At 71.5% G+C, this 26,237-nt stretch carries 20 protein-coding genes; all 20 read right to left on the reverse strand.

The window, feature by feature from the left end:
- Positions 1 to 120: 120 nt before the first annotated feature.
- The 20 genes from flhA to VDQ83_RS02410 all read right to left on the reverse strand — a co-directional run bounded on the left by flhA (position 121) and on the right by VDQ83_RS02410 (position 26,144).
- Positions 121 to 2,205 carry a flagellar biosynthesis protein FlhA gene (flhA, locus tag VDQ83_RS02315; RefSeq protein ID WP_455433719.1) on the reverse strand — a complete coding sequence of 695 codons (2,085 nt, stop codon included), beginning with the start codon at positions 2,203 to 2,205 and terminating at the stop codon, positions 121 to 123.
- On the reverse strand, positions 2,202 to 3,332 hold the full coding sequence (gene flhB / locus VDQ83_RS02320) for a flagellar biosynthesis protein FlhB (RefSeq protein WP_263398240.1): 1,131 nt from the start codon (positions 3,330 to 3,332) through the stop codon (positions 2,202 to 2,204). The genes flhA and flhB overlap by 4 nt, the downstream gene beginning before the upstream one ends.
- Positions 3,333 to 3,514: 182 nt before the next feature.
- The gene (locus tag VDQ83_RS02325) at positions 3,515 to 6,460 is read right to left on the reverse strand and encodes a diguanylate cyclase (protein ID WP_455433720.1); all 2,946 of its coding nucleotides are present in this window, start codon (positions 6,458 to 6,460) and stop codon (positions 3,515 to 3,517) included.
- Between the two features lie 160 nt (positions 6,461 to 6,620).
- Entirely contained in the window at positions 6,621 to 9,503 is a 2,883-nt protein-coding gene (locus VDQ83_RS02330; RefSeq protein ID WP_455433721.1) for a ligand-binding sensor domain-containing diguanylate cyclase, read from the reverse strand.
- A gap of 196 nt (positions 9,504 to 9,699) precedes the next feature.
- Positions 9,700 to 10,491 carry a flagellar biosynthetic protein FliR gene (gene fliR, locus VDQ83_RS02335; protein WP_263398243.1) on the reverse strand — a complete coding sequence of 264 codons (792 nt, stop codon included), beginning with the start codon at positions 10,489 to 10,491 and terminating at the stop codon, positions 9,700 to 9,702.
- Positions 10,492 to 10,627: 136 nt separating this feature from the next.
- A complete protein-coding gene (locus tag VDQ83_RS02340) occupies positions 10,628 to 10,900 on the reverse strand; it encodes a flagellar biosynthetic protein FliQ (protein WP_263398244.1) in 273 nt (90 codons plus the stop codon).
- Positions 10,901 to 10,904: 4 nt separating this feature from the next.
- Positions 10,905 to 11,735 (reverse strand): flagellar type III secretion system pore protein FliP, encoded by an 831-nt coding sequence (gene fliP, locus VDQ83_RS02345; RefSeq protein ID WP_263398245.1) that lies wholly within the window; start codon positions 11,733 to 11,735, stop codon positions 10,905 to 10,907.
- Between the two features lie 2 nt (positions 11,736 to 11,737).
- Positions 11,738 to 12,154 carry a flagellar biosynthetic protein FliO gene (gene fliO / locus VDQ83_RS02350; RefSeq protein WP_263398246.1) on the reverse strand — a complete coding sequence of 139 codons (417 nt, stop codon included), beginning with the start codon at positions 12,152 to 12,154 and terminating at the stop codon, positions 11,738 to 11,740.
- On the reverse strand, positions 12,151 to 12,492 hold the full coding sequence (gene fliN / locus VDQ83_RS02355) for a flagellar motor switch protein FliN (protein ID WP_263398247.1): 342 nt from the start codon (positions 12,490 to 12,492) through the stop codon (positions 12,151 to 12,153). Before fliN ends, fliO begins: the two co-directional genes overlap by 4 nt.
- Positions 12,489 to 13,496 (reverse strand): flagellar motor switch protein FliM, encoded by a 1,008-nt coding sequence (fliM, locus tag VDQ83_RS02360; protein WP_263398248.1) that lies wholly within the window; start codon positions 13,494 to 13,496, stop codon positions 12,489 to 12,491. The genes fliN and fliM overlap by 4 nt, the downstream gene beginning before the upstream one ends.
- A 12-nt stretch (positions 13,497 to 13,508) precedes the next feature.
- A complete protein-coding gene (locus VDQ83_RS02365) occupies positions 13,509 to 14,036 on the reverse strand; it encodes a flagellar basal body-associated FliL family protein (RefSeq protein ID WP_263398249.1) in 528 nt (175 codons plus the stop codon).
- Positions 14,037 to 14,265: 229 nt separating this feature from the next.
- On the reverse strand, positions 14,266 to 15,561 hold the full coding sequence (locus VDQ83_RS02370; RefSeq protein ID WP_455433722.1) for a flagellar hook-length control protein FliK: 1,296 nt from the start codon (positions 15,559 to 15,561) through the stop codon (positions 14,266 to 14,268).
- A complete protein-coding gene (fliJ, locus tag VDQ83_RS02375; protein WP_263109388.1) occupies positions 15,558 to 16,025 on the reverse strand; it encodes a flagellar export protein FliJ in 468 nt (155 codons plus the stop codon). The genes VDQ83_RS02370 and fliJ overlap by 4 nt, the downstream gene beginning before the upstream one ends.
- Before the next feature lie 3 nt (positions 16,026 to 16,028).
- Positions 16,029 to 17,405: a FliI/YscN family ATPase gene (locus tag VDQ83_RS02380; protein ID WP_455433723.1), complete on the reverse strand. Its 1,377-nt coding sequence runs from the start codon at positions 17,403 to 17,405 to the stop codon at positions 16,029 to 16,031.
- Positions 17,402 to 18,025, reverse strand: coding sequence for a FliH/SctL family protein (locus tag VDQ83_RS02385; protein WP_263398252.1), 624 nt, complete (start codon positions 18,023 to 18,025; stop codon positions 17,402 to 17,404). The genes VDQ83_RS02380 and VDQ83_RS02385 overlap by 4 nt, the downstream gene beginning before the upstream one ends.
- Positions 18,022 to 19,011 carry a flagellar motor switch protein FliG gene (gene fliG, locus VDQ83_RS02390; RefSeq protein ID WP_263398454.1) on the reverse strand — a complete coding sequence of 330 codons (990 nt, stop codon included), beginning with the start codon at positions 19,009 to 19,011 and terminating at the stop codon, positions 18,022 to 18,024. The genes VDQ83_RS02385 and fliG overlap by 4 nt, the downstream gene beginning before the upstream one ends.
- A gap of 10 nt (positions 19,012 to 19,021) precedes the next feature.
- A complete protein-coding gene (gene fliF / locus VDQ83_RS02395; protein WP_263398253.1) occupies positions 19,022 to 20,728 on the reverse strand; it encodes a flagellar basal-body MS-ring/collar protein FliF in 1,707 nt (568 codons plus the stop codon).
- Between the two features lie 11 nt (positions 20,729 to 20,739).
- Entirely contained in the window at positions 20,740 to 21,102 is a 363-nt protein-coding gene (gene fliE / locus VDQ83_RS02400; RefSeq protein ID WP_263398254.1) for a flagellar hook-basal body complex protein FliE, read from the reverse strand.
- A 345-nt stretch (positions 21,103 to 21,447) separates the two neighbouring features.
- Positions 21,448 to 24,996 carry a glycosyltransferase gene (locus VDQ83_RS02405; protein ID WP_455433724.1) on the reverse strand — a complete coding sequence of 1,183 codons (3,549 nt, stop codon included), beginning with the start codon at positions 24,994 to 24,996 and terminating at the stop codon, positions 21,448 to 21,450.
- Positions 24,993 to 26,144 (reverse strand): CDP-glycerol glycerophosphotransferase family protein, encoded by a 1,152-nt coding sequence (locus VDQ83_RS02410; RefSeq protein WP_455433725.1) that lies wholly within the window; start codon positions 26,142 to 26,144, stop codon positions 24,993 to 24,995. The genes VDQ83_RS02405 and VDQ83_RS02410 overlap by 4 nt, the downstream gene beginning before the upstream one ends.
- Positions 26,145 to 26,237: the final 93 nt, after the last annotated feature.

A 26,237-nucleotide genomic window follows, 5' to 3' on the forward strand; every position in this document is an offset into this window, starting at 1 on the left:
CCCAGCGATTGCCTATGTGCTGCCAAATTCATGAGTGCCTAACCATCCAATCGTTGCGTCGGTACCGCTGTGTCGCTCTTCGCTTGTCCGGGTCCCTGGTCCCGGTCCCGGGTCCCCGCTTCAACTAATCGTTCCCACCAACTTCAGCCGCTTGTCTTCCGGTACTTCGCTGTAGGACAGCACCGACAGCGAGGGGACGCTGTGGCGGACCAGGCGGGCCAGCGCGGCGCGGACTTGCGCCGGGACCAGCACCACGGCCGGTTCGTTGCGCGCTTCCTGCTTGCTGACGCATTCGGCCAGGCTCTGGTGCAGTCGCTCGGCCAGGCCGGGTTCCAGCGCGGCACCGTTGCCTTGGGTAGAGTCTTGCAAGACACGTTCCAATTGCGGGGCCAGGGTGAACACCGGCAGTTCGGCGGACATGCCGGCGATTTCCTGGACGATGAACCGGCCCAGCGCATTGCGCACCGCGGCGGTGAGCACGCCGGGTTCCTGACTTTGCGGGGCCTGCTCGACCAGCGCCTCGACGATCTTGCGCAGCTGCCGCACCGGGATCTTCTCGATCAGCAGGTTCTGCAGCACGCGCACCACCACCGACAGCGGCAGCGCCTTGGGGGTGAGGTCCTCGACCAGCTTCGGCGCGCTCTTGGCCAGGGTGGCCAGCAATTGCTGCACTTCCTCGTGGCCGAGCAGTTCCGGGGCGTGTTCGCGGATCAGGTGCGACAGGTGGGTGGCGATCACCGTGGCCGGGTCGACCACGGTGTAGCCCATGGTCTCGGCCTGGGCGCGCTGGTGCGGCTGGATCCAGATGGCGTCCAGGCCGAAGGCGGGGTCCTTGCCGGCGATGCCGTCGATCTTGCCCAGCGCGCCGCCCGGGTCCAGCGCCAGTTCGCGGTCCGGATGGATGTCGGCGGTGGCCACCGGCACCCCGTGCACCAGCAGGCGGTAGGCGTTGGCCGGCAGTTCCAGGTTGTCGCGGATGTGCACCGGCGGTATCAGGAAGCCGATGTCCTGGGTCAGCTTGCGCCGCACGCCCTTGATCCGCGCCATCAATTCGCCGCCCTGGGCCTTGTCCACCAGCGGGATCAGCCGGTAGCCGACCTCCAGGCCCAGCGGATCGATCGGGCGCAGTTCGTCCCAGCCCAGTTCGGCATTGGCCTGCGCGCCGGCGCTGGCCGCCTGCTGCACCGGATCGGGCGTAGCCTCTTCCGGCAGCAGGCTGCGCTTCCACATCTTCCAGGCCAGCAGGCCCAGGATCAGCGCCAGCGTCAAGAAAGCGACGTTGGGCATGCCCGGGACCAGGCCGACCAGTCCCATGATCGCCGCGGCCACCGCCAGCGCTTTGTGCTGGCCGAACACCTGGCCCATCATCGAGGCGCCCATGTCCTGCGAGCGCGAGGCGCGGGTGACCAGCATCGCCACCGCCGAGGACACCAGCAGCGCCGGCAGCTGCGCGACCAGGCCGTCGCCGATCGACAGCAGCGTATAGGTGGACGCGGCCTGGGCGACCGGCATGCCGTGCTGCAGGACGCCGACCGCCATGCCGCCGATGAGGTTGATGAACAGGATCAGGATGCCGGCGATGGCGTCGCCGCGGATGAACTTGCTGGCGCCGTCCATCGAGCCGTAGAAGTCCGCTTCCTCGCGGACCTCCTCGCGCCGGGCCTTGGCTTCCTCGCGGGTCAGCAGGCCGGCGTTGAGGTCGGCGTCGATCGCCATCTGCTTGCCGGGCATGGCGTCGAGGATGAAGCGCGCGGTCACTTCCGACACCCGCCCGGCGCCCTTGGTGATGACCACGAAGTTGATGATGGTCAGGATCGCGAACACCACGATGCCGACCGCGTAGTTGCCGCCGATCACGAACTCGCCGAAGGCCTCGATGACCTTGCCGGCGGCGCCGTGGCCGTCCTGGCCGTTGATCAGGATCACGCGGGTGGAGGCCACGTTCAGCGCCAGGCGCAGCATCGTGGTCATCAGCAGCACGATCGGGAAGATGCTGAACTCCAGCGGCCGCTTCACGTAGACCACGGCCAGCAGCACCATCAGCGAGATCGCGATGTTGAAGGTGAACAGGGCGTCCAGCACCGGCGCGGCCAGCGGCACCACCACCATCGCCAGCATCGCCATTACGATCACCGGCGCGCCCAGGCCGTGCTTGATCATGTCCATCATCTTGCGCGTGTTCATCTGCGCGGCCGGCTGGCTCATGGCTTGCTCCCGGGGGCGAATTCATCGACCTCCAGCGGCGGCAGCGGCGGCATCGGGCCAGTGCGCCAGGCGCGCAGCTGGTACACGTAGGAGAGGATCTGCGCCACCGCCGAATACAGTCTCACGGGAATTTCCTTGCCGAGTTCCCCTTCCCGATACAAGGCGCGTGCCAAAGGTGGCGCAGACACCACTGCGACGCGGTGTTGCTCGCCGATCTCGCGGATGCGGAAGGCCAGTTCGTCCACGCCCTTGGCCACCACGGTCGGCGCGCGCATGCGCCCGCCCTCGTACTTGAGCGCCACCGCGTAGTGGGTGGGGTTGACCACCACCACGTCGGCGCTGGGCACCGCCTCCATCATCCGCCGCTGCGACAGCTGCATCTGCATCTGCCGGATGCGGCCCTTGACCTCCGGGCTGCCCTCGCTCTCCTTCATTTCCCGGCGCACTTCGTCGCGGGTCATCATCAGTTTGCGGATGTGGTTCCACTTCTGGTACGGCGCGTCGATCGCGGCCAGCAGCGCCAGCGCGCCGGCGGTGTACAGCAGCAGGCGCAGGGTGAAGCCCAGGCCGTCGCCGATGGCCTGTTCCAGCGGCTGCCGCATCAGGTTGCGCAGGCCGTCCACGTTGTTGGAGATGCACAGGGCGGCGGCACCGCCGACGAAGCCCATGCGCAGGATCGACTTGAACAGCTCCGCCAGGCTCTCCATGCCGTACAGCCGGGTCAGCCCGGCCATCGGGTTGAGCCGCTCGAGCTTGGGCACCAGCGCGCTGCCGGAGAAGCGCAGGCTGCCCATCAGGATCGGCGCGACGAAGCCGGCCGCCAGGCAGATGCCGACCAGCGGCAGCGCCACCCACAGCAGCCCCAGCAGCAGCTCGCCGAAGTGGCCGAACAGGGCGTCGGGGTGCCCGTACAGGCTCGGGTCCGGGCGCAGCGCGCCCTTCATCCAGTTCACCGCGCCGGCCGTCAGTGAGCCGGACATGCCCATCAGCGCGAAGATGCCGGCGCTGAACACCGCCGCCGTGGCCAGTTCGCGCGAGCGCGGGATGTTGCCCTGCTCGCGCGCTTGGCGCAGGCGTTTTTCGGTCGGTTGTTCGGTCTTTTCGGTGCCTTCTTCGTTTTCGGACATGGCGGTGGGACGAGCCGGGCAGGGGGTTCGACCCAGCCTCCTGCAAGGACCGTTCCGTTCGCCGCGGCCTGGCGGGCGCTGTGCCGCCGCGTGCCGCCGCGCGCACGGCCTACGGCATGGCGCTGCCGCCGCACCGCGCGGATGCCGGCCTGCGCGGCTGGCCGGCAGGACAAGCGCAAGCGTTACTGCTGCAGTTCGACCCGGTTGCGGCCCAGGTGCTTGGCCCGGTACAGGGCCTCGTCGGCGCGGGTCAGCAGTTGCTGCAGGCTTTCGCCCGGGCGGTACCAGGCCACGCCGATCGAGGCGGTGACGGCCAGCTGCTGCGTGCCGATCTGCAAGGGCCGGCCGCCGATCGCGCCGCGCAGGTGCTGCAGCCGCTCCTGCGACGGGATCGGCAGGCCCGGCAGCACGCCCAGCAGTTCCTCGCCGCCGTAGCGGCCGATCAGGTCCGAGCCGCGCAGGTTGGCGTTCAGGCGCCGCGCGACCTTGATCAGCACCGCGTCGCCGACCAGGTGGCCGTGCGCGTCGTTGATGCGCTTGAAGTGGTCCAGGTCGATCATCGCCACCGCCAGCGGCTGGCCCTCGGCCTGGCTGCGCTGCATCTGCGCGGCCAGCGCATCGAGGATGCCGGCGCGGTTGAGCAGGCCGGTCAGCGAGTCGTGCGAGGCCTTCACCGCCAGCGCGGCGCGGGCGATCTCCAGTTCGCGCTTGTCGTGTTCCAGCTCCTGGGTGCGCAATGCGACCAGGTCGGCCAGTTCGCGCTGGCGCTGGCGCAGGCGGCGCTCGCGCCAGTGCAGCGCGGCGATCGCCAGCCCGCCGCCGAGCAGCGCGTACAGCGCCAGCATGGCCTGGCTGCGCCACCACACCGGCGCCACCGAGAACGCCACCCGGGTCGGCGCCGAGGCGCTGCGCCGGTAGGCATCGAGCATCTGGATCTCGAACACGTAGTCGCCCGGCGCCAGCGGCGGGTGCTCGATCTCGAAGTTGGGGGTGTGGATCCAGCGCGTGTGCGCGCCCTGGAAGCGATAGCGGAACGAGACCCGGTTGCGGTCGTCGTAGAGGTTCGGCGAGGCCACTTCGATGTGCAGCGGCTCCTCGCTCCAGGGCAGTCGCGCGCCGGCGGCGATCGGATGGCCGCCGCGGGTGAATTCGGTCAGCGCCACCTTCGGCACGTGCGCCTGGAACAGGCGCTGCGGCGACAGCACATGGCTGACGCCCTTGCTGTTGCCGATCCACACCGAGCCGTCGTCGTCCTCGAAGAACGCCGCCTCGGAGATGTCGTCCCACAGCAGCCCCTGCGACTGGGTCAGGCGCGACCAGCGGGGTCCGTCGTGGACGTCCACGCCCTGGCTGTGGCCGATCCACACGCGGCCGTCGCGGGTCGCCCGGATCAGGTAGACCTGCAGTTCGCGCAGCTGCGGCTCGGCCGCCGCCTGCAGGTGCAGGGTGTCGCCGTCGAGCCGGCCCTGCCAGAGGCCCGGATGGTAGAGCGCCGCCCACACCTGGCCGTCCTCCTGGATCAGCAGCTTGCTGACCCAGGGGTGCGCCGGCGCACCGTTCAGCAGCAGCCGGATCGGGGTCCAGGTGCTGCCGCGCAGCCGGAACACGCCGGCCGCGCCGGACAGCCACAGGCTGCCGTCGCGGCGCTGCTGGATGTCCGAGAACTCGCTGGCCGGCAGCGCCTGCACCCGCTGCGGCAGCGCGTCCGACTGCGGCCGCGCCAGCAGGTACAGGCCGTCGATCGCCAGGATCCAGACCCGGCCCGCGGCATCCAGGTACAGCCGCTTGATCGCGCTGCCGAGCCGCGGATAGGCGCGCAGCAGGCGGCCGTCGCGGTCGTGGTGGTGCAGTTCGCCCAGCGAGCCGATGCTCCACAGCGAGCCGTCGACGGCGCTGCGCATGGCCACGATCTGCAGCCCGGCGTCGGCCAGCCAGGGCTGGAAACGCTCGCCGTCGCGGCGCTGGCGGTTGATGCCGCCTTCGTTGCCGATCAGCAGCGCGCCGGCGCCGTCGCGGTGGATGGTCCAGGTCGGCGCGGTGCTCATGCCCTGCGCGGCGTCCCAGTTCTCGATCCAGCCGTAGCCGTTCCAGCGCACCACGCCTTCGCCGTCCACGGTCATCCACAGGTCGCCGGCGTGGTCGAACGCGAGCGCGACGATGCCGCCGTCGGGCAGGCCGTTGCCGCGGTCGAAGCGCCGCCAGCGGTCGCGTTCCCAGCGCGCCAGGCCCTGGTTGGTGCGCATCAGCACGCGCCCTTGCGGGTCGAGCAGGAGCTGCGCCTGGACCATGACCTTGTCCAGGCCGACGTCGGGCGGGTTCTGCGCGAGGAAGCGCGCGGCGCCGGCCGGCAGCCGCATCACGTGGCGATCGCCGCGCACCCACAGCGCGCCGTCGCGGTCGCGCAGCACGCTGCGCCAGCGCTCCGGCGGCAGCCCCTGGGCCTGGCCGTACACCGTCACCGCGCCGTCGGCGTCGACCCGGCACAGCTCCTTGGCGCAGCCGAGCCACAGGTACCCGGCCTCGCCCTGGATCGCGCCGATCTGCCCCAACTGCGGCAAGCGCGCCAGGGTCGCCGGGTCGAACAGCGGCCGCAACCGCCAGCGGCCGCCGCCGACGGCGACCGCGCGCAGCACCTGCGTGCCGTTGAGCAGCGCCATGCCCCATTGCGTGCCGGCCAGGCGCAGCGCGTTCTTGCGCAGCGGGCCGGTCTCCTCCGGCGCGAGCCGGCGCAGCTGCGTGCCGCTGCCGACGAAGACGGCGTCGAAGGAGGCCACCCACAGCCGCTGCCCGGCATCCTCGGCCGCGGCGCTGATGAAATGGCCGCGCTGTCCCTGCAGCGGGATCTGCTGGAACTGGTGGCCGTTGAAGCGGTACAGGCCGCTCTCGGTGCACACCCACAGGCCGCCGTCGCGGGTCTGCAGCAGACAGGTGCCGGCCAGGCCGAGCAGGCCCTGGTCGTGGGCATAGCGGCGCAGCGGAATCGACTGGGCGCGGGCGCCATCGCCCAGCGCCAGAACCAGCAGCAGCCCCAGGCCCAGCCACAGCAGCAGCACGCAGCGCGTCGGCCAGTGGCGCCGACGCGCGCGCAGGCCCGGCAGCTCAGCCGCCGCGAATGCCGCGACGGTCATGAGCGGGAACTGGCGAGGAGTCGGACATGGCGGCAGGCACGTGGCGAGGAATGGAGAGGAGCGGGCGGCGGGCGGCGCTCGGTTGCGCGGACGCTCCGCGATTGCGCTGCCGACGCTGTCTGTATCGGCTGCGATGCGCTCGCGCTTGAGCCGCCGCCGTTCAAGACGGCAGCGCTTCTCCCTGCGCCGGGTCCAGGTGCAGCTCGACCCGGTTGCGGCCGCCATGCTTGGCCCGGTACAGCGCGTCGTCGGCGCGGCTGAGCAATTGCTGCACGGTCTCGCCCGGGCGGTACCAGGCCACGCCGATCGAGGCGGTGACCTCGAGCATCCCGGCATCGGTCAGGAACGGCGTGGCGCCGACCACCTGGTGCAGGGCATGCAGCCGGGTCCGTGCCGGCGGCGCCAGGCCCGGCAGCACCGCCAGCAGTTCTTCGCCGCCGTAGCGGCCGATCAGGTCGGCGCCGCGCAGATTCGCGTTCATGCGCCGGCCGACCCGCGCCAGCACCGCATCGCCGACCAGGTGGCCGTGCAGGTCGTTGACGTGCTTGAAATGGTCCAGGTCGATCATCGCCACCGCCAGCGCGCTGCCGTCGCTGCGGCTGTGCTGCATCTGCACGGCCAGGGCATCGAGGACGCCGACGCGGTTGAGCAGGCCGGTCAGGTCGTCGCGGACCGCCTTCAGCGCCAGCGCGGCGCGGGCGACCTCCAGTTCGCGCTTGTCGTGTTCCAGTTCGCGGGTGCGCTCGGCGACCAGCCGCGCCAGGGTGCGCTCGCGCGCCAGCAGCTGTTTCACCCGCCAGCGCCACACCGCGGTCACCAGCAGCGCGGCGGCCAACGCGTACGCCATCCACGCCAGCGGGCTGCGCCACCATGGCGGCAGGATCACGAACTCCAGGCGCGCCACCTCGCTGCGCGCGCGCTGGCGCTCGTCCAGCGCCTGCACCTCCAACGCGTAGCGGCCCGGCGACAGCAGGGTATAGGTCAGATGCGCCTGTTCGGTGTCGGCCCATTGCTCCTGCAGGCCCTCGAGGCGGTAGCGGAAGCGCAGGGTGTCGTTGCCGCCGACCGCGCCGGGCACCGCGAAGGCGATCTCGATCGGCTGCTGCGACCACGGCAGCTGCGCGCCGGCGGTGACCGCGCGGCCGCCGCGGGTGGCGTGCAGCAACTGCAGGTGCAGCGGCCGCGCGGCGAACAGCCGCGCCGGGTCCAGCACCTGGCTGAGGCCCTTGCTGTTGCCGATCCAGACCGAGCCGTCGGCATCCTCGAAGAACGCCGATTCGGAGGTGTCGTCCCACAGCAGGCCCTCGGCCTGGGTCACGCGGATCCAGCGTCCGTCCGACCACAGGTCCAGGCCCTGGCTGCTGCCGACCCACAGCCGTTGCTGCCGGTCCTGCCGCAGCACGTAGGGCACGATCCGCGCCAGCAGCGGATCGTCGACCTTGCGCACGAACAGGGTGGCGCTGCGCGGGTCGAAGCGCCCGTGCCACACCCCGACGTCGCCGAACGACAGCCAGGCCTCGTCGCTGGCGTTGATGGTGAACTTGTCCAGTTCCGCGTCCGGCACCGCGCCGCGCAGGCGGACCGGTTGCCAACCCTGCGCCTGGTGCAGGTACAGGCCGTGGTCGCCGACCAACCACAGGCGGCCGCGCGCGTCGTAGCCGCCGCTGCTGAAATGGTCGCGCGGCAGGTCGGGCGCCGGCCGTGCCTGGCGTTCGCCCGGCGCCAGCAGGAACGCGCCACGGCTGGTCAGCAGCCACAGCGTGCCGGCGTCGTCGAAGAACATCCATTTCAGCGACGCCGGCGCCCTGGCGATCTCGTGCATGCGGCCGCTGCCGCGGTCCAGGCGCAGCACCCGGCCGGACGACTGGCCCAGCCACAGGGTGCCGTCGGCGGCGTCGACCAGTTGCACGGTCTGGCGCAGCGGTTGCCCGTCGCGGTCGGTCAGCGGGCGCATGCGGCCGCTGCCGGCGTCGAGCACGTTGGCGCCCATTTCGCTGCCGACGTACAGGCGGCCGTCGCCGCGGCTGCGCATGACCGCCCAGGTCGGCCCGGTGGCCAGCCCCTGCGGTTCCTCCCAGTGCTGGATCACGCCGTAGCCGAGCCAGCGCTGTACGCCGCGGCCGCGGGTGCCCATCCACAGGCGGCCCTGGCGATCGCTGAGCAGGGCGCAGATATTGGCCGCCAGCGCGCCCAGGCCCTGGGTGCGGTCGAAGGCGCGCCAGCGTCCGTCTTCCCAGCGCAGCAGGCCGGTATCGCTGCGGGTCAGCACCCGGCCGTGGGCGTCCTCCACCAGATTGATGCCGACCGCGACCGTGGACAGCTCGCTGCCTGGCGGCGGCGCGCGTTCGGCGAAGCCCGCCGTGCCGGCCGGCCAGGCCAGCACATGGTGGACGCCGCGCGCCCACAGCGTGCCGTCGCGGCCGCGCAGCAGCGCCAGCCAGCGGTCCTCGGGAACGCCCTCGGCGCGGCCGAGCCGGCGCAGCCGGCCCTGCGCATCCAGCCGGCACAGTTGCCGGCCGCAGCCCATCCACAACGCGTCGCCGATCGCGGCGATGCTGGAGATCTCGGCCAGGGCGGTGCCGTCGGCGCTGCGCAGCGGCGCGACCAGCCAGCGGCCGTCGGCGCCGGCGGCGATCCGCAGCGGCCGCTTGTCGCTGAGCGCGACGAGCCCGTCGCCGAATGCGGCCAGGGAGCTGCCCTGGTCGATCGGCAGGCGCCGGCCGTCGGCGCCGGGGACCGCGGCAAAGCGCCGCCCATCGCCGACGTACAGCGCATTGGAGGCGCCGACCCACATGCGCTGGCGGCGGTCTTCGGCGATCGCATAGACCAGCGGACTGCCGAGGCCGGCATCGGCGCCGACCTGCTCGAAACGTTCGCGCTCGTAGCGGTGCAGGCCCAGTTCGGTGCAGGCCCAGACCACGCCCTGCCGATCGGCGTACAGGCAGTTGACGCTCAGGCCCTGCAGGCCGTCGGATTGCGCGTAGTCGCGGAAGCTGTACTCCTGCGCCAGCGCGGCGCCGGCCCAGGCGCACAGCGCGAGCACGGCGGCGAACCGCCATGCGCGAGCGCGCGGCGGGGAGGGCGACGACGGCGGGTGGCTGATCGGCACGGCGATGACTGGCGTCCCCGGAAGGCGCTGCGCGACGGTGGGCGCTGCACCTGCAACACCCCTGGAACAAAGGTATCGGCGCAGCGGGGCGAGGCTTGAATGGCGCGCGGACCCGCTTGCGCGAGTGCGCCTAGGCGGTCACTTGCCGGGCGGCGTCGAAGGCGGCATCGAACAGGCGCTGCACCGGCGGTCCCATTTCCCCGACCAGCACCGCCAGCAGCGCCAGGCCGAGCACCACCGCCACCGGCAGGCCGAGCTGGATCGGGTTCAGCGCCGGTGCGGCCTTGGCCAGCGCGCCGAACGCCAGGTTCACCGCCAGCATCGCCACCATCACCGGCAGCGCCAGGGTCACCGCCCCGCGCATCATGCTCATGAAGAAATCCGGCGCCACCGAGGCCATCGCCTGCGCGTCCGGCAGCGCATTGCCGATCGGCAGCGCCTTGTAGCTGTCCACCAGCAGCTGCACCACGGCCAGGTGGCCGTTGGCAGTGAAGAACAGCAGGCCGAAGGCCAGGTAGAACCATTGCCCGATCACCCCGGAGGTGACGCCGCGCAACGGATCGGCCATCTGCGCGAAGCCCAGGCCGGTGCTCTGCGACACCAGTTCCCCGGCCAGCGCGCCGGCCTCGAAGATCAGCCGCAGCATGAAGCCCATGCTCGCGCCGACCGCCAGCTCGCGCGCCACGCTCAGCACCACCGCGGCATCGAATCCGTCCCAGTCCGGTACCGGTGGCAGCAGCGGCGCCAGCGCCATCGCCAGCGTCGCCGCCAGCATCACCCGGATCCGCGCCGGCACCGCGCGGGTGCCGACCAGCGGCATCACCATCAGCATCGCGCCGATGCGCAGCATGGTCCACAGGATCGCGCCGACCATCGCGAAGGCCTGTTGGCCATCGATGACCATCTGGGTTGCCGAATCCATCAGGCGGGGACCACGGCGGGGACCGGGGACCGGGGACCGGGGACCCGAAGAGCGCGTAGCGGGAAAGCCCCGAGGCTGCCCCTGCTTTTCCGGGTCCCTGGTCCCCGGTCCCCGGTCCCGTTCTCGCCAGCCACGCCTAGCCCCCGATCAGATGCGGAATGCGCTGGAACAGCATCGTGGTGTACTCGACCAGGTGCGCCAGCAGCATGCTGCCGGTGGCGAACAGCATCGCGGTCAGGGCGACCACCTTGGCGACGAAGGCGATGGTCGGCTCGTTGAGCTGGGTGGCGGCCTGGAACACGCCGATCACCACGCCCACCACCAGCATCGACAGCAGCAGCGGGCCGGCCACCCACAGCACGGTGATCAGGCCGCCGCGCAGTTCGGTCAAGGCCAGTTCGGGACTCATCGGCTCAGACTCCGTTGAAGCTGGCGGCGAGGGTGCCGACGGTCAGCACCCAGCCGTCGACCAGCACGAACAGCAGGATCTTGAACGGCGCCGAGACCAGCATCGGCGACATCATCATCATGCCCATCGACATCAGCACGCTGGCCACCACCAGGTCGATGATCACGAACGGGATGAAGATCAGGAAGCCGATCTCGAAGGCGGTCTTCAGTTCCGAGGTCACGAACGAGGCCACCAGCACCGGGAACGGGATCGCGTCGGGACCGCTGTAGGTGCCGTTGCCGGCCATGCCGGCGAAGGTCATCAGGTCGGCCTCGCGCACCTGCGCCAGCATGAACGCGCGCAGCGGCTGGGTGGTCAGGGTCCATGCGGTCTGGAAATCGATCTGGCCGTTGAGGTAGGGGCTCATGCCCTGGCCCCAGGCCTTTTCCCACACCGGCATCATCACCAGCGCGGTCAGGAACAGCGCCAGGCCCATCAGCACCTGGTTGGACGGAGTCTGCCCGGTGCCCATCGCCTGGCGCAGCAGGCCGAGCACGATGGTGATGCGGGTGAACGCGGTCAGCACCAGCAGCATCGACGGCAGCAGGGTGATCGCAGTCATCAGCAGCAGCGTCTGCAGCGGCAGGCTCACCGGTTGCGCGCCGACCTTGCCGACGTTGACCTGCGGCAGCGACGGCAGGGTCGGCGCGGCGTTCTGCGCGGCCGGTGCCGGCGTGGCCGGCGCCGCGGCGGGCGCGGCCTGGGCCCAGCCCAGCGCCGGCAGCAGGCTCAGCGTCAGCAGGATCAACAGCAGGCGCAGGCCGCGCGCGTAACGGTTCCAACGAAGCAACATGGTCATTTGTCCTTGCGCAGCTTCTGCGCCAGCAGCTGGGCGAAATCGGGGAGGTTCTTGAGCTGCTTGAGGTTCGGCAGCGACGGCGCCGGTGCCTGCGGCAGCGGCTCGGGCAAGCGATGCAAGGTGCGTACCCCGCCGGCCGACACCCCGAGCAGCAACTGCTCGCCGTTGACGTCGACCACCACCACGCGCTCCTTGGCGCCGACCGCCAGGCTGGCCACCACGCGCAGCCCTTCGGCCGGGCGGAAGCCGCTGCCGGGCAGGCGCTTGAGCACCCAGGCCATGCCCAGGATCAGGCCGAGCACCAGCAGCAGGGCCAGCACCGCACCGAACAGGCTGGGCGGCGACGGCGCGGCGCTGCCGACGCCCGAGGCGGACTTGGCCGCCTGGGTGGCGGCTGCGAGCAATAGGCTCACCGCAGTCTCCGGATGCGTTCGGTGGGGCTGACCACGTCGGTCAGGCGCACGCCGAAGCGGTCGTTGATCGTCACCACCTCGCCATGCGCGATCAGGGTGCCGTTGACGTACACGTCCAGCGGTTCGCCGGCGCCGCGCTCCAGTTCCACCACCGAGCCCTGGTTGAGCTGCAGCAGGTTGCGGATCGGGATGCGGTTGCGGCCGACTTCCAGCGACAGCGTCACCGGCACGTCCAGGATCATGTCAAGGTTCAGGTCGTTGCCGATGCCGCCATGGGACTCCGGCTGCAGGCTGTCGAACTGGGTCGGGATCGGCTCGGGGATGTCGTTCTGGCTCATGACGCGTCTTCCTGGAAGGCGGGGCGGCGGCGCAGCGCGCCCGGGGGTTGGTTCGAAGTGATCTTCACGGCGTTCTGGCCGCGCGAGATGCCGAATTCGCCGGTGAACAGCGGGATGTTCTCCACGCACAACGGCACCTGCTTGGGCAGGTCGATCGGCAGCACGTCGCCGATCTTCAGCCGGGTCAGCTCGCGCAGGGTCATCTGCTTTTGCGCCAGCACGCTGGAGATGGTGACCTCGGCGGTATTGAGCTGCTCGCGCAGCATCACGTTCCAGCTCTCGTCGCGGTCCACGCGGTCGCTCTGGATGCCGGCGTCGAGCAGTTCGCGGATCGGCTCGAGCATCGAATACGGCAGGGTGATGTGGATCTCGCCGCCGCCGCCTTCCAGTTCCACATGGAAGCGGCTGACCACCACGTACTCGCGCGGGGTGACGATGTTGGCGAAGTGCGGGTTGACCTCGGAATTGAGGTACTCGAACTCCACTTCCATCACCGGCGCCCAGGCCTCGTGCAGGTCGGCGAAGGTCTGCTTGAGCATCAGCTGGATCACCCGCATCTCGGTCGGGGTGAATTCGCGGCCTTCGATGCGGGTGGGGTAGCGGCCGTCGCCGCCGAAGAAGTTGTCGACCACGGTGAACACCAGGGTCGGCTCGAACACGATCAGGCCGGTGCCGCGCAGCGGCTTGAACTTGATCAGGTTGAGGTTGCTGGGCACGTACAGCGAGTGCATGTAGTCGTTGAACTTGATCAGGTCGATGCCGCGCACCGACAGGTCGGCCGAGCGCCGGATCAGGTTGAACAGGCCGATCCGCCACAGCCGCGCGAAACGCTCGTTGACCATCTCCAGGGTCGGCATGCGCCCGCGGATGATCCGGTCCTGGCTGGAGAAGTCGTACTGGCGCGCTTCGCCCGGCGCCGGCGGTGCCGGCCCGGTGTCCACCGCGCCGGCATCGACGCCATGCAGCAGCGCATCGATCTCGTCTTGGGAAAGCAGGTCGGTCATCGCGGCGGCGCCTTACTGGGTCACGAAGCTGGTGAACAGCAGTTCTTCGACGCACTTCTTGCCGGTCTCGGCGGTCATCAGCTTCTGCGCGTCGGCCAGCGCCGCGGCCTGCAGCTTCTTGCGCCCGGCGAGGTCGGCGATGTCCTGCGCCTGCACCTGCGAGAACAGCATCAGCAGGTGCGCGCGGATCGCCGGGGCGTTCTCGGTGATCAGCTTCAGTTCTTCCGGGTCGCGGGTCATCAGCTGCACTTCCATCTGCAGGTAGTGCGGGCCGTCTTCGGCGCTGCCGTTGAGGTTGACCACGAACGCCGGGTCCATCGCGAAGTACTGCGCCGGCTTGGGCAGTTCGGCGGTCTTGGCCGCGGCCTTGGCGTGGGCGTCGTCGGGCTTCTTCAGGAAGAACCACGCGCCGGCGCCGCCGCCGCCGAGCACCAGCACCGCGGCGGCGAGGATGATCAGCAGCTTCTTCTTCGACTTGCCGCCCTCGGGGGCATCCTTGGCGTCGGCGGGTTTCTTCGATTTGTCGGCTGCAGCTGCCACGGATTGGCTCCTTGAAGGGGGACTCTGCCCCTAGGGATGCAATCGGTGTGCCGAAACGGCAGCAGTGGCTTGCCGGATATTTGACGGGGGCTGCGACGGCCCGTTGCTGCGGCCGGTTTTCAGCAGGAACCGCAGTCCCGACGGGCTTTGTCGGTGATGCCCGTCGCGGCCGAAGCCGCTCCGGGCAGGGAGCGGTTCGCGCCGCGGCCACCGCGGCGGCGCGGCCGGATTACGCGTAGGCGTCGAGCAGGCCGCGCTGGCGCAGGACCGCCGACGGAATCCCGACGCTGCCCAGCAGCTCGTCGCCGCCGGCTTCGCCGCCGCCCGGCGCGGTGCCCTGCGGAGCGTTCTGCGCGGCGTGCTGTTGCTGCTGGCCGACGTCGGCCTGGCCGAGCTGGAAACCGTGCTGGCCGAGCATCTCGCGCAGCCGCGGCAGGCTGTTCTCCAGCGCCTGGCGCACATCGGCCTGGGCGCTGCTGAAGCTGGCGTTGACCTGATCGCCGTTCAGGTGCAGGCGCACCTCGACCGGGCCGAGCTCGGCAGGACTGAGCTTGATGTGGGCGTGGCCGATCTTCTGGTCCGCCAGCCAGCTCATGCGCGCGCCCATCGCGTCGTCGAAGTTGTCGCCGTGCAGCTGCGGGGTCGGGGTCGGCGAGCCGGTGAATGGCGCGGCCGCGTCCGCGGTGCGCGACGGGGCGTGGATCCCCGCCGGTCCCACGAGGTTGACCGGATCGGTGCCGGGGCCGGCGGCAGCGCCGCCGTTGTCGGTGGCCTTGTCCGCGACCGCGCTGGCCAGCGCCGCCAGCGCGGCCACCGGTGCCGCGGCATCGCCGCCGCCCGCCGCCTGTGCGGCGGCACCGGCGACCTGCGCCAGCATGCCGCCGAAGCTGCCGGCGGCGACCGCGGCGCTGGCCCCGGTCGCGCCCGGCGTGGCCGCGGTCGTCGCGCCCGCAGCGGCGGCTGCGGGGTCGGTGCCGGCGGCCAGGGCGTCGCCGCCGAGCAGCGCAGCCACGCCCTTGGCCGCAGCGCCGGCCACGCCGATCGCCAGCCCGGCGGCCGCGCCCAGCGGGCCGGCACTGACTGCGGGCAGCGCCGCGCCGAGCACGGGCAACAGGCCCAGGCCGATGCCGGCCAGGCCGGCCGGCGGCCAGCCGGCGTCTTCTTCGCTGTCCTCGCCCTGCTTGGCGTCGGCCTTGGCGCTCTTGGCCGGCGCCTTGGTCTCCTCGCTGCTGCTCTTCTCGCTGTCGCCCGCGGCCTGCGCGCCGGCCTGCGCGCTGCGCGCCGGCTCGCTGGCGGCGTCGTCCGCCGCCTCGGGCCGCTTGGATGCGGCGTCCTTGTCGGCAGAGGCCTGCTGCGACTTGGCGCTGGGGCGCGGCGCCGGCTTCGGCGCTGCGTTCGCGTTGTCGTTGCCGAGCAGCGCGGCGAAGTCCTGGCCGCCGCTGCGGTCCGGACCCTGCGCGTCGGCGCCGCCGCCGGGGATGCTGGCGCGGCCGCTGCCGCCCAGTGCGGAAAGTGCGCTGTTCATCGGTTGTCTCCGTGTTCGGTGTCGCTGTCGGCCGCCGCCACCGCCAGGCGCACCCGGCGCGCGCCGAGGTCGTCCATCTCGCGCTGGCTGCGGCGGTCGTCGACCTTGCGTTCCTGGGCGCGGTAGCTGGCCGCCAGCTGTTCCAGCACCTGCTTGTCGCGGCTGGCCAGCAGCAGCCGGCTGCGTTCCATCTCCACCTTCTCGCGGTTGCGGTCCACGGTCTGGCACTGCTGCTGTACCGCGCTCTCCAGGCGGTCCAGGAACGCGCGGCGGTTGGCCAGTTGCGCCAGGCTGGTCGCGGCCATCTGGCTGTTGGCGTATTCCTCGGCGTAGCGGCGCAGTTCTTCCAGCCGCGATTCGTGGGTCTCCAGCGCGCGCTGGCGCTCGGCCAGGTCGCGGGCGACCTCGTCCTCGTGCTGCTGGGCGCGGCGGAGCAGGGGGTCGATACGCTGTGATTGCATCATGGCTTAGTTCTCACGTTCGACCAGGCGCTTCAACGCGGCCTGGCTGTGGGGCAGATCTGCGGCCTTGGCGACGTCCTGTCCGAGGAATTCCATGATCTCCGGCCAGCGCTCCAGCGCCTCGTCCACGGCCGCATCGTTGCCGCGCTGGTAGGCGCCGATGGTGATCAGGTCGCGGTTGGACGAGTACGCCGAGACCAGCCGCTTCAGCGCGCGGATGCGCAGCCGCCACGGTTCGTCGGCGATGTCCTGGACCACGCGGCTGACCGAGGATTCGACGTCGATGGCCGGATACAGGCCGCTGTCGGCGACGCGGCGCGAGAGCAGGATGTGGCCGTCGAGGATGGCGCGCGCGGCGTCGGCGATCGGATCCTGCGGATCGTCGCCTTCGGTCAGCACGGTGTAGAAGGCAGTGATCGAGCCGCGGCCCTTGGCGCCGTTGCCGGCGCGCTCGACCAGCGCCGGCAGCTTGGCGAACACCGACGGCGGGTAGCCGCGGGTGGTCGGCGGTTCGCCGACCGACAGGCCGATCTCGCGCTGCGCCTGGGCGAAGCGGGTCAGCGAGTCCATCAGCAGCAGCACGTTCAGGCCCTGGTCGCGGAACCATTCGGCGATCGCGGTGGCGCGGTAGGCGCCATGCAGGCGCGCCAGCGGCGGGCGGTCGGCCGGGGCGGCGACGACCACCGCGCGGCGCAGGCCTTCCTCGCCCAGCGTGGTCTCGACGAAATCGCGCACTTCGCGGCCGCGTTCGCCGATCAGCCCGACCACGATCACGTCGGCGGCGGTGTAGCGGGTCATCATCCCGAGCAGGGTGGATTTGCCGACGCCGGAGCCGGCGAACAGGCCCACGCGCTGGCCGCGGCCGATCGGCAGCAGCGCGTTGATCGCGCGCACGCCGACGTCCAGCGGGGTGGTGATCGGCTCGCGCGCCAGCGGGTTGATCGACACGCCGGCCATGCCCACCGAGCCCTCGGCGCGGATCGGGCCCTTGCCGTCCAGCGGCACGCCGTCCGAGTCGATGACCCGGCCGAGCAGGCCTTCGCCCACTTCCACGCCGCCGCGGCGGCGCACCGGCACCACCCGCGCGTTGGGCAGCAGGCCATGGGTTTCGGCGCTGGGCATCAGCGAGGTGCGCTCGCCGGAGAAGCCGACCACTTCGGCATCGACCCAGCCGCCGTCGACCTCGACCTTGCAGGTGGCGCCCATCGGCGCCTCGCAGCCGACCGCTTCCAGGGTCAGCCCGACCGCGCGGCGCAGGATGCCCTCGCGGATCAGGCCGCGGCCGGCGGCGGCGTCGAGGTCGAGCTTGCCCAGGCGCGAGGCCAGGCGCAGGTTGCGCGCGTCCAGCCAGTCGGCCGGGTGGGTGCCGGACAGCGCGCTCACAGGCCCGCTCCGGACTTGCGCATCACCGTTTCCAGCGCCGCGCGCAGGCGCGCTTCCAGGGTGCCGTCGATACGTACCGCTTCGGCGTGCACGCGCAGGTCGCCGCGGCTCAGGGTCAGGTCCGGCACCAGCCGGGTGCCGTCGGCCATCAGCGCCAGCAGCGGGGTCAGCGCGGCGATGTCGTCCGGGTGCAGGCGCACCTCGACCTCGCGGCGCGCGCCGCCGACCGCGTCCAGCGCTTCGCCGACCAGGTCCGCCAGCAGCGCCGGATCGGCCTCGTAGGCGCGCCCGACCAGGCTGCCGGCGATGCGCACGGCCAGCTCGCCGAGCGCGCCGACCACTTCGTTCTCCAGCCGCGCCAGCGGGCGCGAGAAATTGTCCAGGATGCCTTCGATCTGCGCGGTCAGGCGGCGGATCTCGGCCTGGCCCTGGGCCAGGCCCTCGGCATGGCCGCGCTCGAAGCCCTCGTGTTGCGCGGCGGCCTCGATCGCCTGGATGTCCTCCAGGCTCGGCGGGCGCAGCACCGGTTCCTCGGGCAGCGACGGCTCCTCGAACTGCGGCTCCGACGGCGGCGCCACGTTGAGTTCCGGCGCCAGCCAGCGCACCACGTTGCCGCTCATACCATCGCCTCCGCACCGGCGCCGCCGAGGCTGATCACGCCTTCATCGGCCAACCGCCGCACGATCGCCAGGATCTCCTTCTGCGCGCCTTCCACGTCGGCCAGGCGCACCGGGCCGCGCGCTTCCATGTCCTCGAGCAGGATCTCGGCCGCACGCTGGGACATGTTCTTGGTGATCTTCTCGCGCACCTTGATGTCGGCGCCGCGCAGGGCCAGGCCGAGGCGGTCGCCGCTGACTTCGCGCAGCAGGGTCTGCAGCGCGCGGTCTTCCAGCTCGACCAGGTTGTCGAACACGAACATCAGGTCCTGGATGCGGGTGCTGAGCTCGGCGTCGATCTTGCCGATCGCCGCCAGCACGCCCTGGTCCTGGCCGCTGTCCATGAAGTTGAGGATGTTGGCGGCGACCTTGACCCCGCCGACGTTGGACGACTTCAGGTTCTGGTTGCCGGAGAACTGCCGCTCCATGATCTCGTTGAGCTCGCTCAGCGCGTTCGGCGGGATGCCGTCGAGCGTGGCGATGCGCATCAGCACGTCGGCGCGGGTGCGCTCGGGCAGCAGCTTCAGCGCCTCGGCGGCCTGGTCGCTGTCCAGGTGCGCCATGACGATGGCGATGATCTGCGGATGCTCGTTGCGCACCAGGTCGGCGACCGCGCGCGGGTCCATCCACTTCAGCGTGTCCAGGCCGGTGGTGTTGCGGCCGAGCAGGATGCGGTCGATCAGCCCGCCGGCCTTGTCGGCGCCCAGCGCCTGCACCAGCACGTTGCGGATGTAGTCGTCGGCACCCACGCCCAGCGAGGTCTTGCTGCCGAGTTCGGAATTGAACTCGTCCATGACCTGCTCGACCTGGTCGCGCGAAATGCCGCTCATGGTGGCCATGGCGATGCCGATCTTCTGCACCTCCTTGGGGTCCATGTGCTTGAGCACCTCGGCCGCGTCGGCTTCGCCGAGCGACAGCAGCAGCACGGCGGCGCGCTGGGTACCGTTCATCGCGCTTGCATCAGGCTTCATTGGCGACCCATCCCTTCACGACTTGCGCGACACGCTTGGAATCCACTTTGACCGCTTCGCGCGCCAGGCGCAGACGCTCCTCGTAGGCGTCGGGCAGGGCGATCGCCGGGCGCGCGCCGCCGGCGATGCGGGCGGTGTCCTCGGCCAGCGACGGCAGCAGCGGGTCTTCGTCGTCCAGCATCGAGACGTCGGCGCTGTGCGGTTCGGCCTTGTCCTTGCTCTTGGCCGGCGCCGGTCCGGCGATCTGGCGCAGCGCCGGGCGCAGCACGCCGAACAGCAGGGCCAGCACCACCGCCGCGCCGAGCAGCAGGCGCAACCCGTTCATCACCCGCGGATCTTCCCACCAACCCGGCTTGTCCGCCGCTTCCGGCGCTTCGCGCACGAACGGGGCGTTCATCACCGACACGGTGTCGCCGCGCTCGGCGCTGAAGCCGACCGCCTGCTTGACCAGGCCTTCGATGCGGGTCAGCTCGGCGGCGCTGAGCGCCTGCTCGACGGTCTTGCCCTTGGCGCCCGGCCGCGGCACGTGGTCGACCAGCACCGCCACCGACACGCGCTTGATCCGGCCCGGCGGCTGCCGGGTGTGCTGCAGGGTGCGGTCCAGCTCGTAGTTGCGGGTGGCGCTCTTGGAGCTTTCGGTCGGGGTCGCGGCGGCGGCCTGCTGGGTGTTGGCCGGGGTCGCGCCCGGGGTGCCGGCGGCGCCGGGCTGTCCTGGCGCGGCGGCGCCGGGCGGGGTGTTGCTGGTCGCGCCGGGCACGCCCTGCGGGCCGGCCGCGGCGGTGCTGCTGTCGCTGACCTGCTCGCTGCGCAGTTTCGGCGGCTCGCCGTTGTACAGCTCGCGCGCTTCCTCGGTGACCGAGAAATCCATGTCCACGCTGACTTCCGGATTGACCCGGCCGGGGCCGGTCATCGGCTCCAGCAGTTCGCGGATGCGCTGGTTGTAGGAGGCTTCCTGGCGCCGCACCTGCTCGAACTGGGCCGCGTTCAGCGCCGCGTCGCTGTTCGGATCGGCGATGGTCAGCATGCGCCCGCTCTGATCGACCACGGTGACCCGCTCCGGGGTCAGGTCGGGGATGCTGGAGGCGACCATGTTGACGATCGCATCGACCTGGTTGCGCTCCAGGGTGGTGCCGCCGCGCAGTTCCAAGACCACCGAGGCGCTGGCCACTTCGCGCTGGCGGGTGAAGGCGCTGGGCTTGGGAATGGCCAGGTGCACCCGCGCCTCGCGCACCGGGCGCAGGCTGGCGATGGTGCGCGCCAGTTCGGTCTCCAGCGCGTGCTGGTAGCGCGCGTTCTCGACGAACTGGCTGACGCCGAAGCCCGGATCCTTCTCCATCACCTCGAAGCCCATGTTGCCGGTGTCGGTCAGGCCGGCGCCGGCCAGCTTCAACCGCGCGTCGTAGAGCTTGTCCTCCGGCACGGTGATCGCGCCGGTGGTCGGGTCGAGTTTGAACGGGATCTGCGCGGTGCGCAGCAGGTCGGTGGCCTCGGCCGTGCCCTTTTCGTCCAGGCCGGTGTACAGCGGGGTGAAGGCGGGCTTCTGCGACCAGAAGAACACGAACAGGCCGGCGGCCACGGCCACCGCGATCATCGCCATCAGGCCGAGGCGACGGGTGATCTGCAGGCTCTGCAGGCGATCGAACCAGGCACCTGCCTTTTCGCCGTTGAGGGTTTCTTTGCTGAGCGCAAGGGCCATCGTCGTCTACCTTACAGCGGCATGTTCATCACGTCCTGGTACGCCTGGACGAGTCGGTTGCGGACTTCCACGGTGGCGCGGAACGCCACCTGGGACTGTTGCGCGGCCATCATCACCTTGGCCAGGCCGGCGTTGGGGTCGCCCATTTCGAAAGCCTTGGCCAGATTGCCGGCCTTCTGCTGGGTTTCGTTGACCCCGCTGAGCGCGCTGCGCAGGGTCTCGCTGAAGCTAGGCCCCTGCGTGCCCTGGGTCCCGGTCAGGCCCTCGATCGCATTGCTGCGCCCGGCATCGGCCACCTGCGCGGGCGCGGCCTGGCCGACCTGGCTCTGGTAGCTGCGGATCTGCGAGAGGATGGAACTGATGGAGTCGCTCATACGGGGATGTCCATGCCAGGGCGGCTACCCGGGATGGATGCAAGCCGTGTGCCGAAATCTGGCGGGTGCCGATCGGCTGCCCGGACGGACGGGCGAATGCGTCGCTGCGTCGAACGGCACGAGGCTTCGCCCGTACCCTCATCCGCCCCTTCGGGGCACCTTCCCCTGGGGGGGAGAAGGGAGCGCGCGCCGTGCGACGGCCGGCGGCGCCGGCGTCGGCTTCCCGACGCCGCCCGGCCGCAGCGGTCGGGCGGCGGGTGCCGGCCGATTGACGCGCCGCGCCGACGCGCGGGTCCCGGCCAGGATCAGGATGCAATGTCGGTGCCGGCCCGACGGCCGCTGTGCTCAGTCCGGCAGCCAGGCCGCGCGCCAGGCCTGCAGGTGTGCGCCCTGCAGCATCCAGTCGCGGCGGACCGCCTCGCGCAGCGCATCACCGGCGGCGGCGCGGCCCGGCGCATCGGCCAAATGCATGCGGATCGCCTGGATCCAGTCGCGGTAGCGGTTCTTGACCCGGGTCACCGGCAGCGCGCCTGCATAGCAGCGCAAGTCGCTGGCGACCACCGGGTAGCCGCAGGCGCCGTACTCGAGCAGGCGCAGGTTGCTCTTGCACTCGTTGAACAGGTTCTGCTCCAGCGGCGCCAGCGCCAGGTCCAGGTCCAGCGCGGCGAGCGCGCGCGGGTAGCGGGCCAGCTCGACGCCGGCATGGACCTCGTGCACGTAGGGACGCAGCTTGTCCGGGCACAGGCCGAAGAACACCCAGGTGACTTCGTCGGCCAGGTCGCGCACCACGTCGGCCAGCAGTTCCAGATCGCCGGTGTGGCTGGAGCCGCCGGCCCAGCCGACCCGCGGCTTGGCGCCGGCGTTGCGCCGCGACGGCGGCAGCGCGCCCCACCACTGCGGGCTGAGCCGGTTCTCGACCACGCGGATGTCGGCGTGGTAGCCGGCATAGGCCTCGGCCAGCGCCGCGGTCGAGACCACGAACCGGTCCATGTACGACAGCGCCTTGCGCACCGAGCGCGCGATGTCCTTGGGCATGTGTTCGCGGTGCACGCTCTTGGGCGGCAACTTGGGCAGGAAATCATCCAGTTCGAAGACGTTGAACGCGCGCGAATGCCGGTGCATGCGCTGCATCAGCCGCAGCGCGTCGTCGCCGACCCGCCGCAGCACCACCGCGTCCGGGGCGAAGCGTTGCAGTTCCACCGTGTCCAGCAGCCTGGCGTGGTACGCGCCGTCGATCAGGCCGGCATCGCGCAGCGCCAGGAACGGCTGGATCACCCGGTAGTGGCCGCTGCCGAACGCGTCGTCCGGATGCGCCAGCACCACCGGCAACGGGCGCCCGGGCAGCGGCCGCCACGAGAACTCCGATTCGTCCAGCCTGAAGCCGCCGGCACGGTCCAGGCGCAGGTTCGGGTTGTAGGCCGGATCGTGCGCCAGCTGCGGCAGCCAGCGCTCGAACAGGCGTTCGTGCACCGCGTCGGGCGCGCGCTCGGCGGCTTCGCCGCGCAGCAGCAGCGCGTGCGGGGTCCACACGGTCAGGTAGCCGAGGGCGCCCGCGCGCAGGCACAGGTCGATGTCCGCGCCCTGCTGTGGGAAGGTCTCGGCGTCGAAGCCGCCCAGTTCGGCGAACAAGGCGCGGCGCAGCAACAGGCAGGCGTCGGACACCGCGCTGTAGTTCTGGTCCACCTGCAGCCGGCCCATGTAGCCCGGCGCGGTCATCGCCTCGCCGACGAACGCGTGGCCGCCGCCTTCGAGCAGGCCCGGCAGCAGCCCGGCATGGGTGATGGCGCCGTCGCCGGACACGGTGCGCGCGCCGACCACGCCCACTTCCGGGCGCTGGCCGTGGTTGAGCAGCGCATCCAGCCACTGCGCCTGCACGACCGCGGTGTCGGCGCGCAGGAACAGCAGGTAGTCGCCTTCGGCCTGCGCGGCACCGAGATTGCAGGCCTGGGCATGGCCCAGCGGCTGCTCGGCGCGGATCACCCGGATCCGCCCGCCGGCGAGCCTGGCGACCGCGTGCAGCCACTGCCGGGTATCGGCGCCGGCGCTGGCGTTGTCGACCAGCAGCACCTCGTAGTGGGGGTGGGCGGTCTTTTCCAGCAGGCCGACCACGCAGCGCTGCAACCGCGCCAGGTCGTCGTGCACCACCAGCACGATCGACACGCTGGGGCGCCGCCCGTGCGCATAGTCGATGCGGTACAGGCCGGGTTGGATCGCCGCCACCAGCGCGTCGTGGTAGCCGCGCTGCTGCAGGTGCTGCTGGATCGCGCGCATCTGCGCCTGCGGGTCGTCGCGCAGCGTGGCATCGCAGGTCAGCAGCGGCTCGGGCAGGTGGCCGAGGCCAGCGAGGCCGCCGTGCTGGATCAGCTGCAGGATCAGGGCCAGTTCCAGCGCGCCGGGATGGTCGGTGGAAAAGCCGCCGGCCGCGAGCACCGCCTCGCGGCGGAACACCCAGTGCCGGGCCATCGCCGCCGGGTTGCTCAGCAGCAGGTCCAGGTTGACGTCCGGGCGGAACACCGCGCCCAGGCCGCCGTCGCCGCCGCGCTGCCACTCGTCGGCGTAGAGCGCGCGCAGCGGCGGCTGCGCCTGCTGCAGTTCCAGCAGCAGCCGCAGCAGGCCGCTGGCGGCGAATTCGGTGCCGGCGTCGACGCGCACCAGCCAGTCCACGTCCCACGCGCCGATCGCCGCGTTCAGCGCGTCGGCCGGATAGGCCGGGTCGAACGCGACGCTGCCCAGCTCGCCGCTGCCGATCGCCGCGCCCGGCGGCACCGCCGCGCCGAGCAGCCAGACCGACAGGTTGGCGTACAGTGTGCCGGGCAGCGCCAGGCTGGCCAGCGTACGCTGCAGCGCGGCGGCGTCGCCGTCGCGCGGCGCCGACACCAGCACGCCCAGGCGCGGGCCGGGGCCGGCCTGGCGCAGGTGCGCGTCGAGCAGGGCCTGCTGCGCCGGCAGCAGCGTGCGCCGCGCCTGCCAGTCGCGCAGCTGGCGCTGCGCCAGGTCGCGCGCCAGCGCGGCGCGCAGCGCCTGCAGCAGGTCGACCCGGGCGAAGCCGGCGCTGCCGTCCAGCGGCGCCACCGCCACCTCGCCGGCAGTGCCGTCGTCGCGGCTCCAGCCCAGGTCGCGGATCGCGCCGCGCAGCGCTTCGTGCCCGGGCGTGCCGATGCCGGGCCGGTCGCGGCCGAGCTGGCTGAACTGCTCGCGCGAGATGCGGAAATCCAGCAGCGGCCGCGCCAGCATCGCCAGCGGCCCGTCGCGCAGCAGCTTCACGTACAGCGCCAGGTCGGCGACCCAGGTGATGCGCACGCCGTTGAGCGTGGCCAGCCCGTCGCCGAGCGCCAGCAGCGGCGCGCGCCGGCACAGCACTGCGCTGGGTTCGCCGATGAAGTTGACCGTGTGCTCGGCGAGGAACGCGGTCAGCTCGCGGCCGTCGATCAGCACGTCGTGCGCGAACGGGAAGCTGGTGCTCAGTTCGTCCGGCAACGGCGCGCCGTCCGCATCGACCAGGCGCCGCCGTGCCGCCGCCAGCGCGGCGCTGGGCGCCGCGCGCAGCGCCGCCAGCAGCGCGGCGATGCAGTCCGGATGCAGCACGTCGTCGTCGTGCAGGAACTTGACGTAGTCGCCCGAGGCCAGCGCCACGCCGCGGGCGGTGCTGCGCACCTCCCACAGCCGGGTCGGGTTGCGCCGGTACAGCACCGGGAAGTCGACCTCGGCGGCGAAGGCCTCGACCATCGCCTGGATCTGGCTGTCGCGCGAATCGTCGCAGACCACCAGCTCCAGCGGGCGGTGGGTCTGCGCGCGCACGCTGTGCAGCGCCTGCGGCAGGAAGCGCGCCTTGTAGGCCGGCATCACCACGCTGACCAGCGGCGCTTCGGTGGAGGAGGAGGGGGCGTGGCTCATCGTTGGGCTCGTTGCGCGATCGCCGCGCGCAGCCGCTGTACCAGCCGCTGCGAGTTGTGCGCGTCGCGATGGTTGAAGAACATCCGCTGCGCGGCGCGGTAGCGCGCGTCCGGCGCCTGTCCGCGCTGCTTCAGCGTCGCGTCCAGCGCCTCCAGCAGCGCGTCGAAATCGGTCGCCACCGGCCCGGGGAAGGCCAGCGCCATGTCGTACAGCAGGCCGTTCTGGCGCGTGCGGTAATGCTCCAGGTCCCAGGCGAAGCTCAGCACCGGCAGGTCCAGGTACATCGCGTCGATGTATACCGACGAGTAGTCGGTCAGCACCACCGCCGCTTCGCGCAGCAGCGGCGCGATCTCCGGGAAACGCTCGTGTTCCAGGTCCAGCAGCACGTCGTCGTCCAGATGGCGCTGCGGGTCGAACGGCGGCGCGGCATTGCGCAGATAGTGCCCGCGCACACCGAGCACCGCGCCGGCGCGCTGCAGCAGTTCGCGCAGTCGCGCCACTTCGCCGTCGCTGAAGACATGGCCTGGCGTGGCGGCCACGCGGGTGTCGCGGTAGGTCGGCGCGTACAACACCAGCGGCCGCCCGCGCCGCAGCTGCCGCAGCCGCTCGGTCTGCTCGCGCAGCGCCGCCGGCAGCGCGTCCTCGGGCATGCGCAGGAAGTCGTTGCGCGGCAGGCCGGTCACCCACACCCGGTCGGGCGGCAGCGGATGGAAGATCGCCGCCATCGCGTAGCTGTCCACGTCCGACGAGGCCACCAGCCCGGCGTAGTGGCGGCGTTCGCGACGCCGCGCCGCGTTGCGGTCGCCGTGCCGGCGCTGCTCGGGGTTGGCCAGCGCGAACAGCCGCTTGAGCGGGATGCCGTGCCACAGGTTGACCACCACGCGGCGGCGCAGGCTCGCGCGTGGCGCGTCGTAGCTGCCGTCGCGCCACATCAGCGACAAGTCCAAGGCCACCGAGTTGGTCAGCAACAAAACACCGCAGCGCGCCAGGGCAAGCAGCCCGGCGATGCTGCCCAGTTCGAGCACGCGCGTGTTGCAGGCCGCGTCCAGGGGGAACTGCGCGGCGCTACGCACGAATACGATCTTATGGACACCCGGATCGGCGCCGACCTGCTCGAACACGGCGCGCGCGTTCTCGACGAACTGCATCGGCTTTAGCGGATGGGTAAAGAAAGCCCAATGGTCATCGCGCTTGGGCAGCAGTCTGTCCAAGCACCACCACAGTGCCAACACTGCGCGTCC

The sequence above is a fragment of the Xanthomonas sp. WHRI 7945 genome, assembly GCF_035026585.1.

Coding starts and splice junctions, on each gene's coding strand:
- flhA (WP_455433719.1), bottom strand. CDS start 2,205: ATGAGCCAGCCGGCCGCGCAGATGAACACGCGCAAGATGATGGACATG.
- flhB (WP_263398240.1), bottom strand. CDS start 3,332: ATGTCCGAAAACGAAGAAGGCACCGAAAAGACCGAACAACCGACCGAA.
- VDQ83_RS02325 (WP_455433720.1), bottom strand. CDS start 6,460: ATGACCGTCGCGGCATTCGCGGCGGCTGAGCTGCCGGGCCTGCGCGCG.
- fliR (WP_263398243.1), bottom strand. CDS start 10,491: ATGGATTCGGCAACCCAGATGGTCATCGATGGCCAACAGGCCTTCGCG.
- VDQ83_RS02340 (WP_263398244.1), bottom strand. CDS start 10,900: ATGAGTCCCGAACTGGCCTTGACCGAACTGCGCGGCGGCCTGATCACC.
- fliP (WP_263398245.1), bottom strand. CDS start 11,735: ATGTTGCTTCGTTGGAACCGTTACGCGCGCGGCCTGCGCCTGCTGTTG.
- fliN (WP_263398247.1), bottom strand. CDS start 12,492: ATGAGCCAGAACGACATCCCCGAGCCGATCCCGACCCAGTTCGACAGC.
- fliM (WP_263398248.1), bottom strand. CDS start 13,496: ATGACCGACCTGCTTTCCCAAGACGAGATCGATGCGCTGCTGCATGGC.
- VDQ83_RS02370 (WP_455433722.1), bottom strand. CDS start 15,561: ATGAACAGCGCACTTTCCGCACTGGGCGGCAGCGGCCGCGCCAGCATC.
- fliJ (WP_263109388.1), bottom strand. CDS start 16,025: ATGATGCAATCACAGCGTATCGACCCCCTGCTCCGCCGCGCCCAGCAG.
- VDQ83_RS02385 (WP_263398252.1), bottom strand. CDS start 18,025: ATGAGCGGCAACGTGGTGCGCTGGCTGGCGCCGGAACTCAACGTGGCG.
- fliG (WP_263398454.1), bottom strand. CDS start 19,011: ATGAACGGTACCCAGCGCGCCGCCGTGCTGCTGCTGTCGCTCGGCGAA.
- fliF (WP_263398253.1), bottom strand. CDS start 20,728: ATGGCCCTTGCGCTCAGCAAAGAAACCCTCAACGGCGAAAAGGCAGGT.
- fliE (WP_263398254.1), bottom strand. CDS start 21,102: ATGAGCGACTCCATCAGTTCCATCCTCTCGCAGATCCGCAGCTACCAG.
- VDQ83_RS02405 (WP_455433724.1), bottom strand. CDS start 24,996: ATGAGCCACGCCCCCTCCTCCTCCACCGAAGCGCCGCTGGTCAGCGTG.
- VDQ83_RS02410 (WP_455433725.1), bottom strand. CDS start 26,144: ATGCAGTTCGTCGAGAACGCGCGCGCCGTGTTCGAGCAGGTCGGCGCC.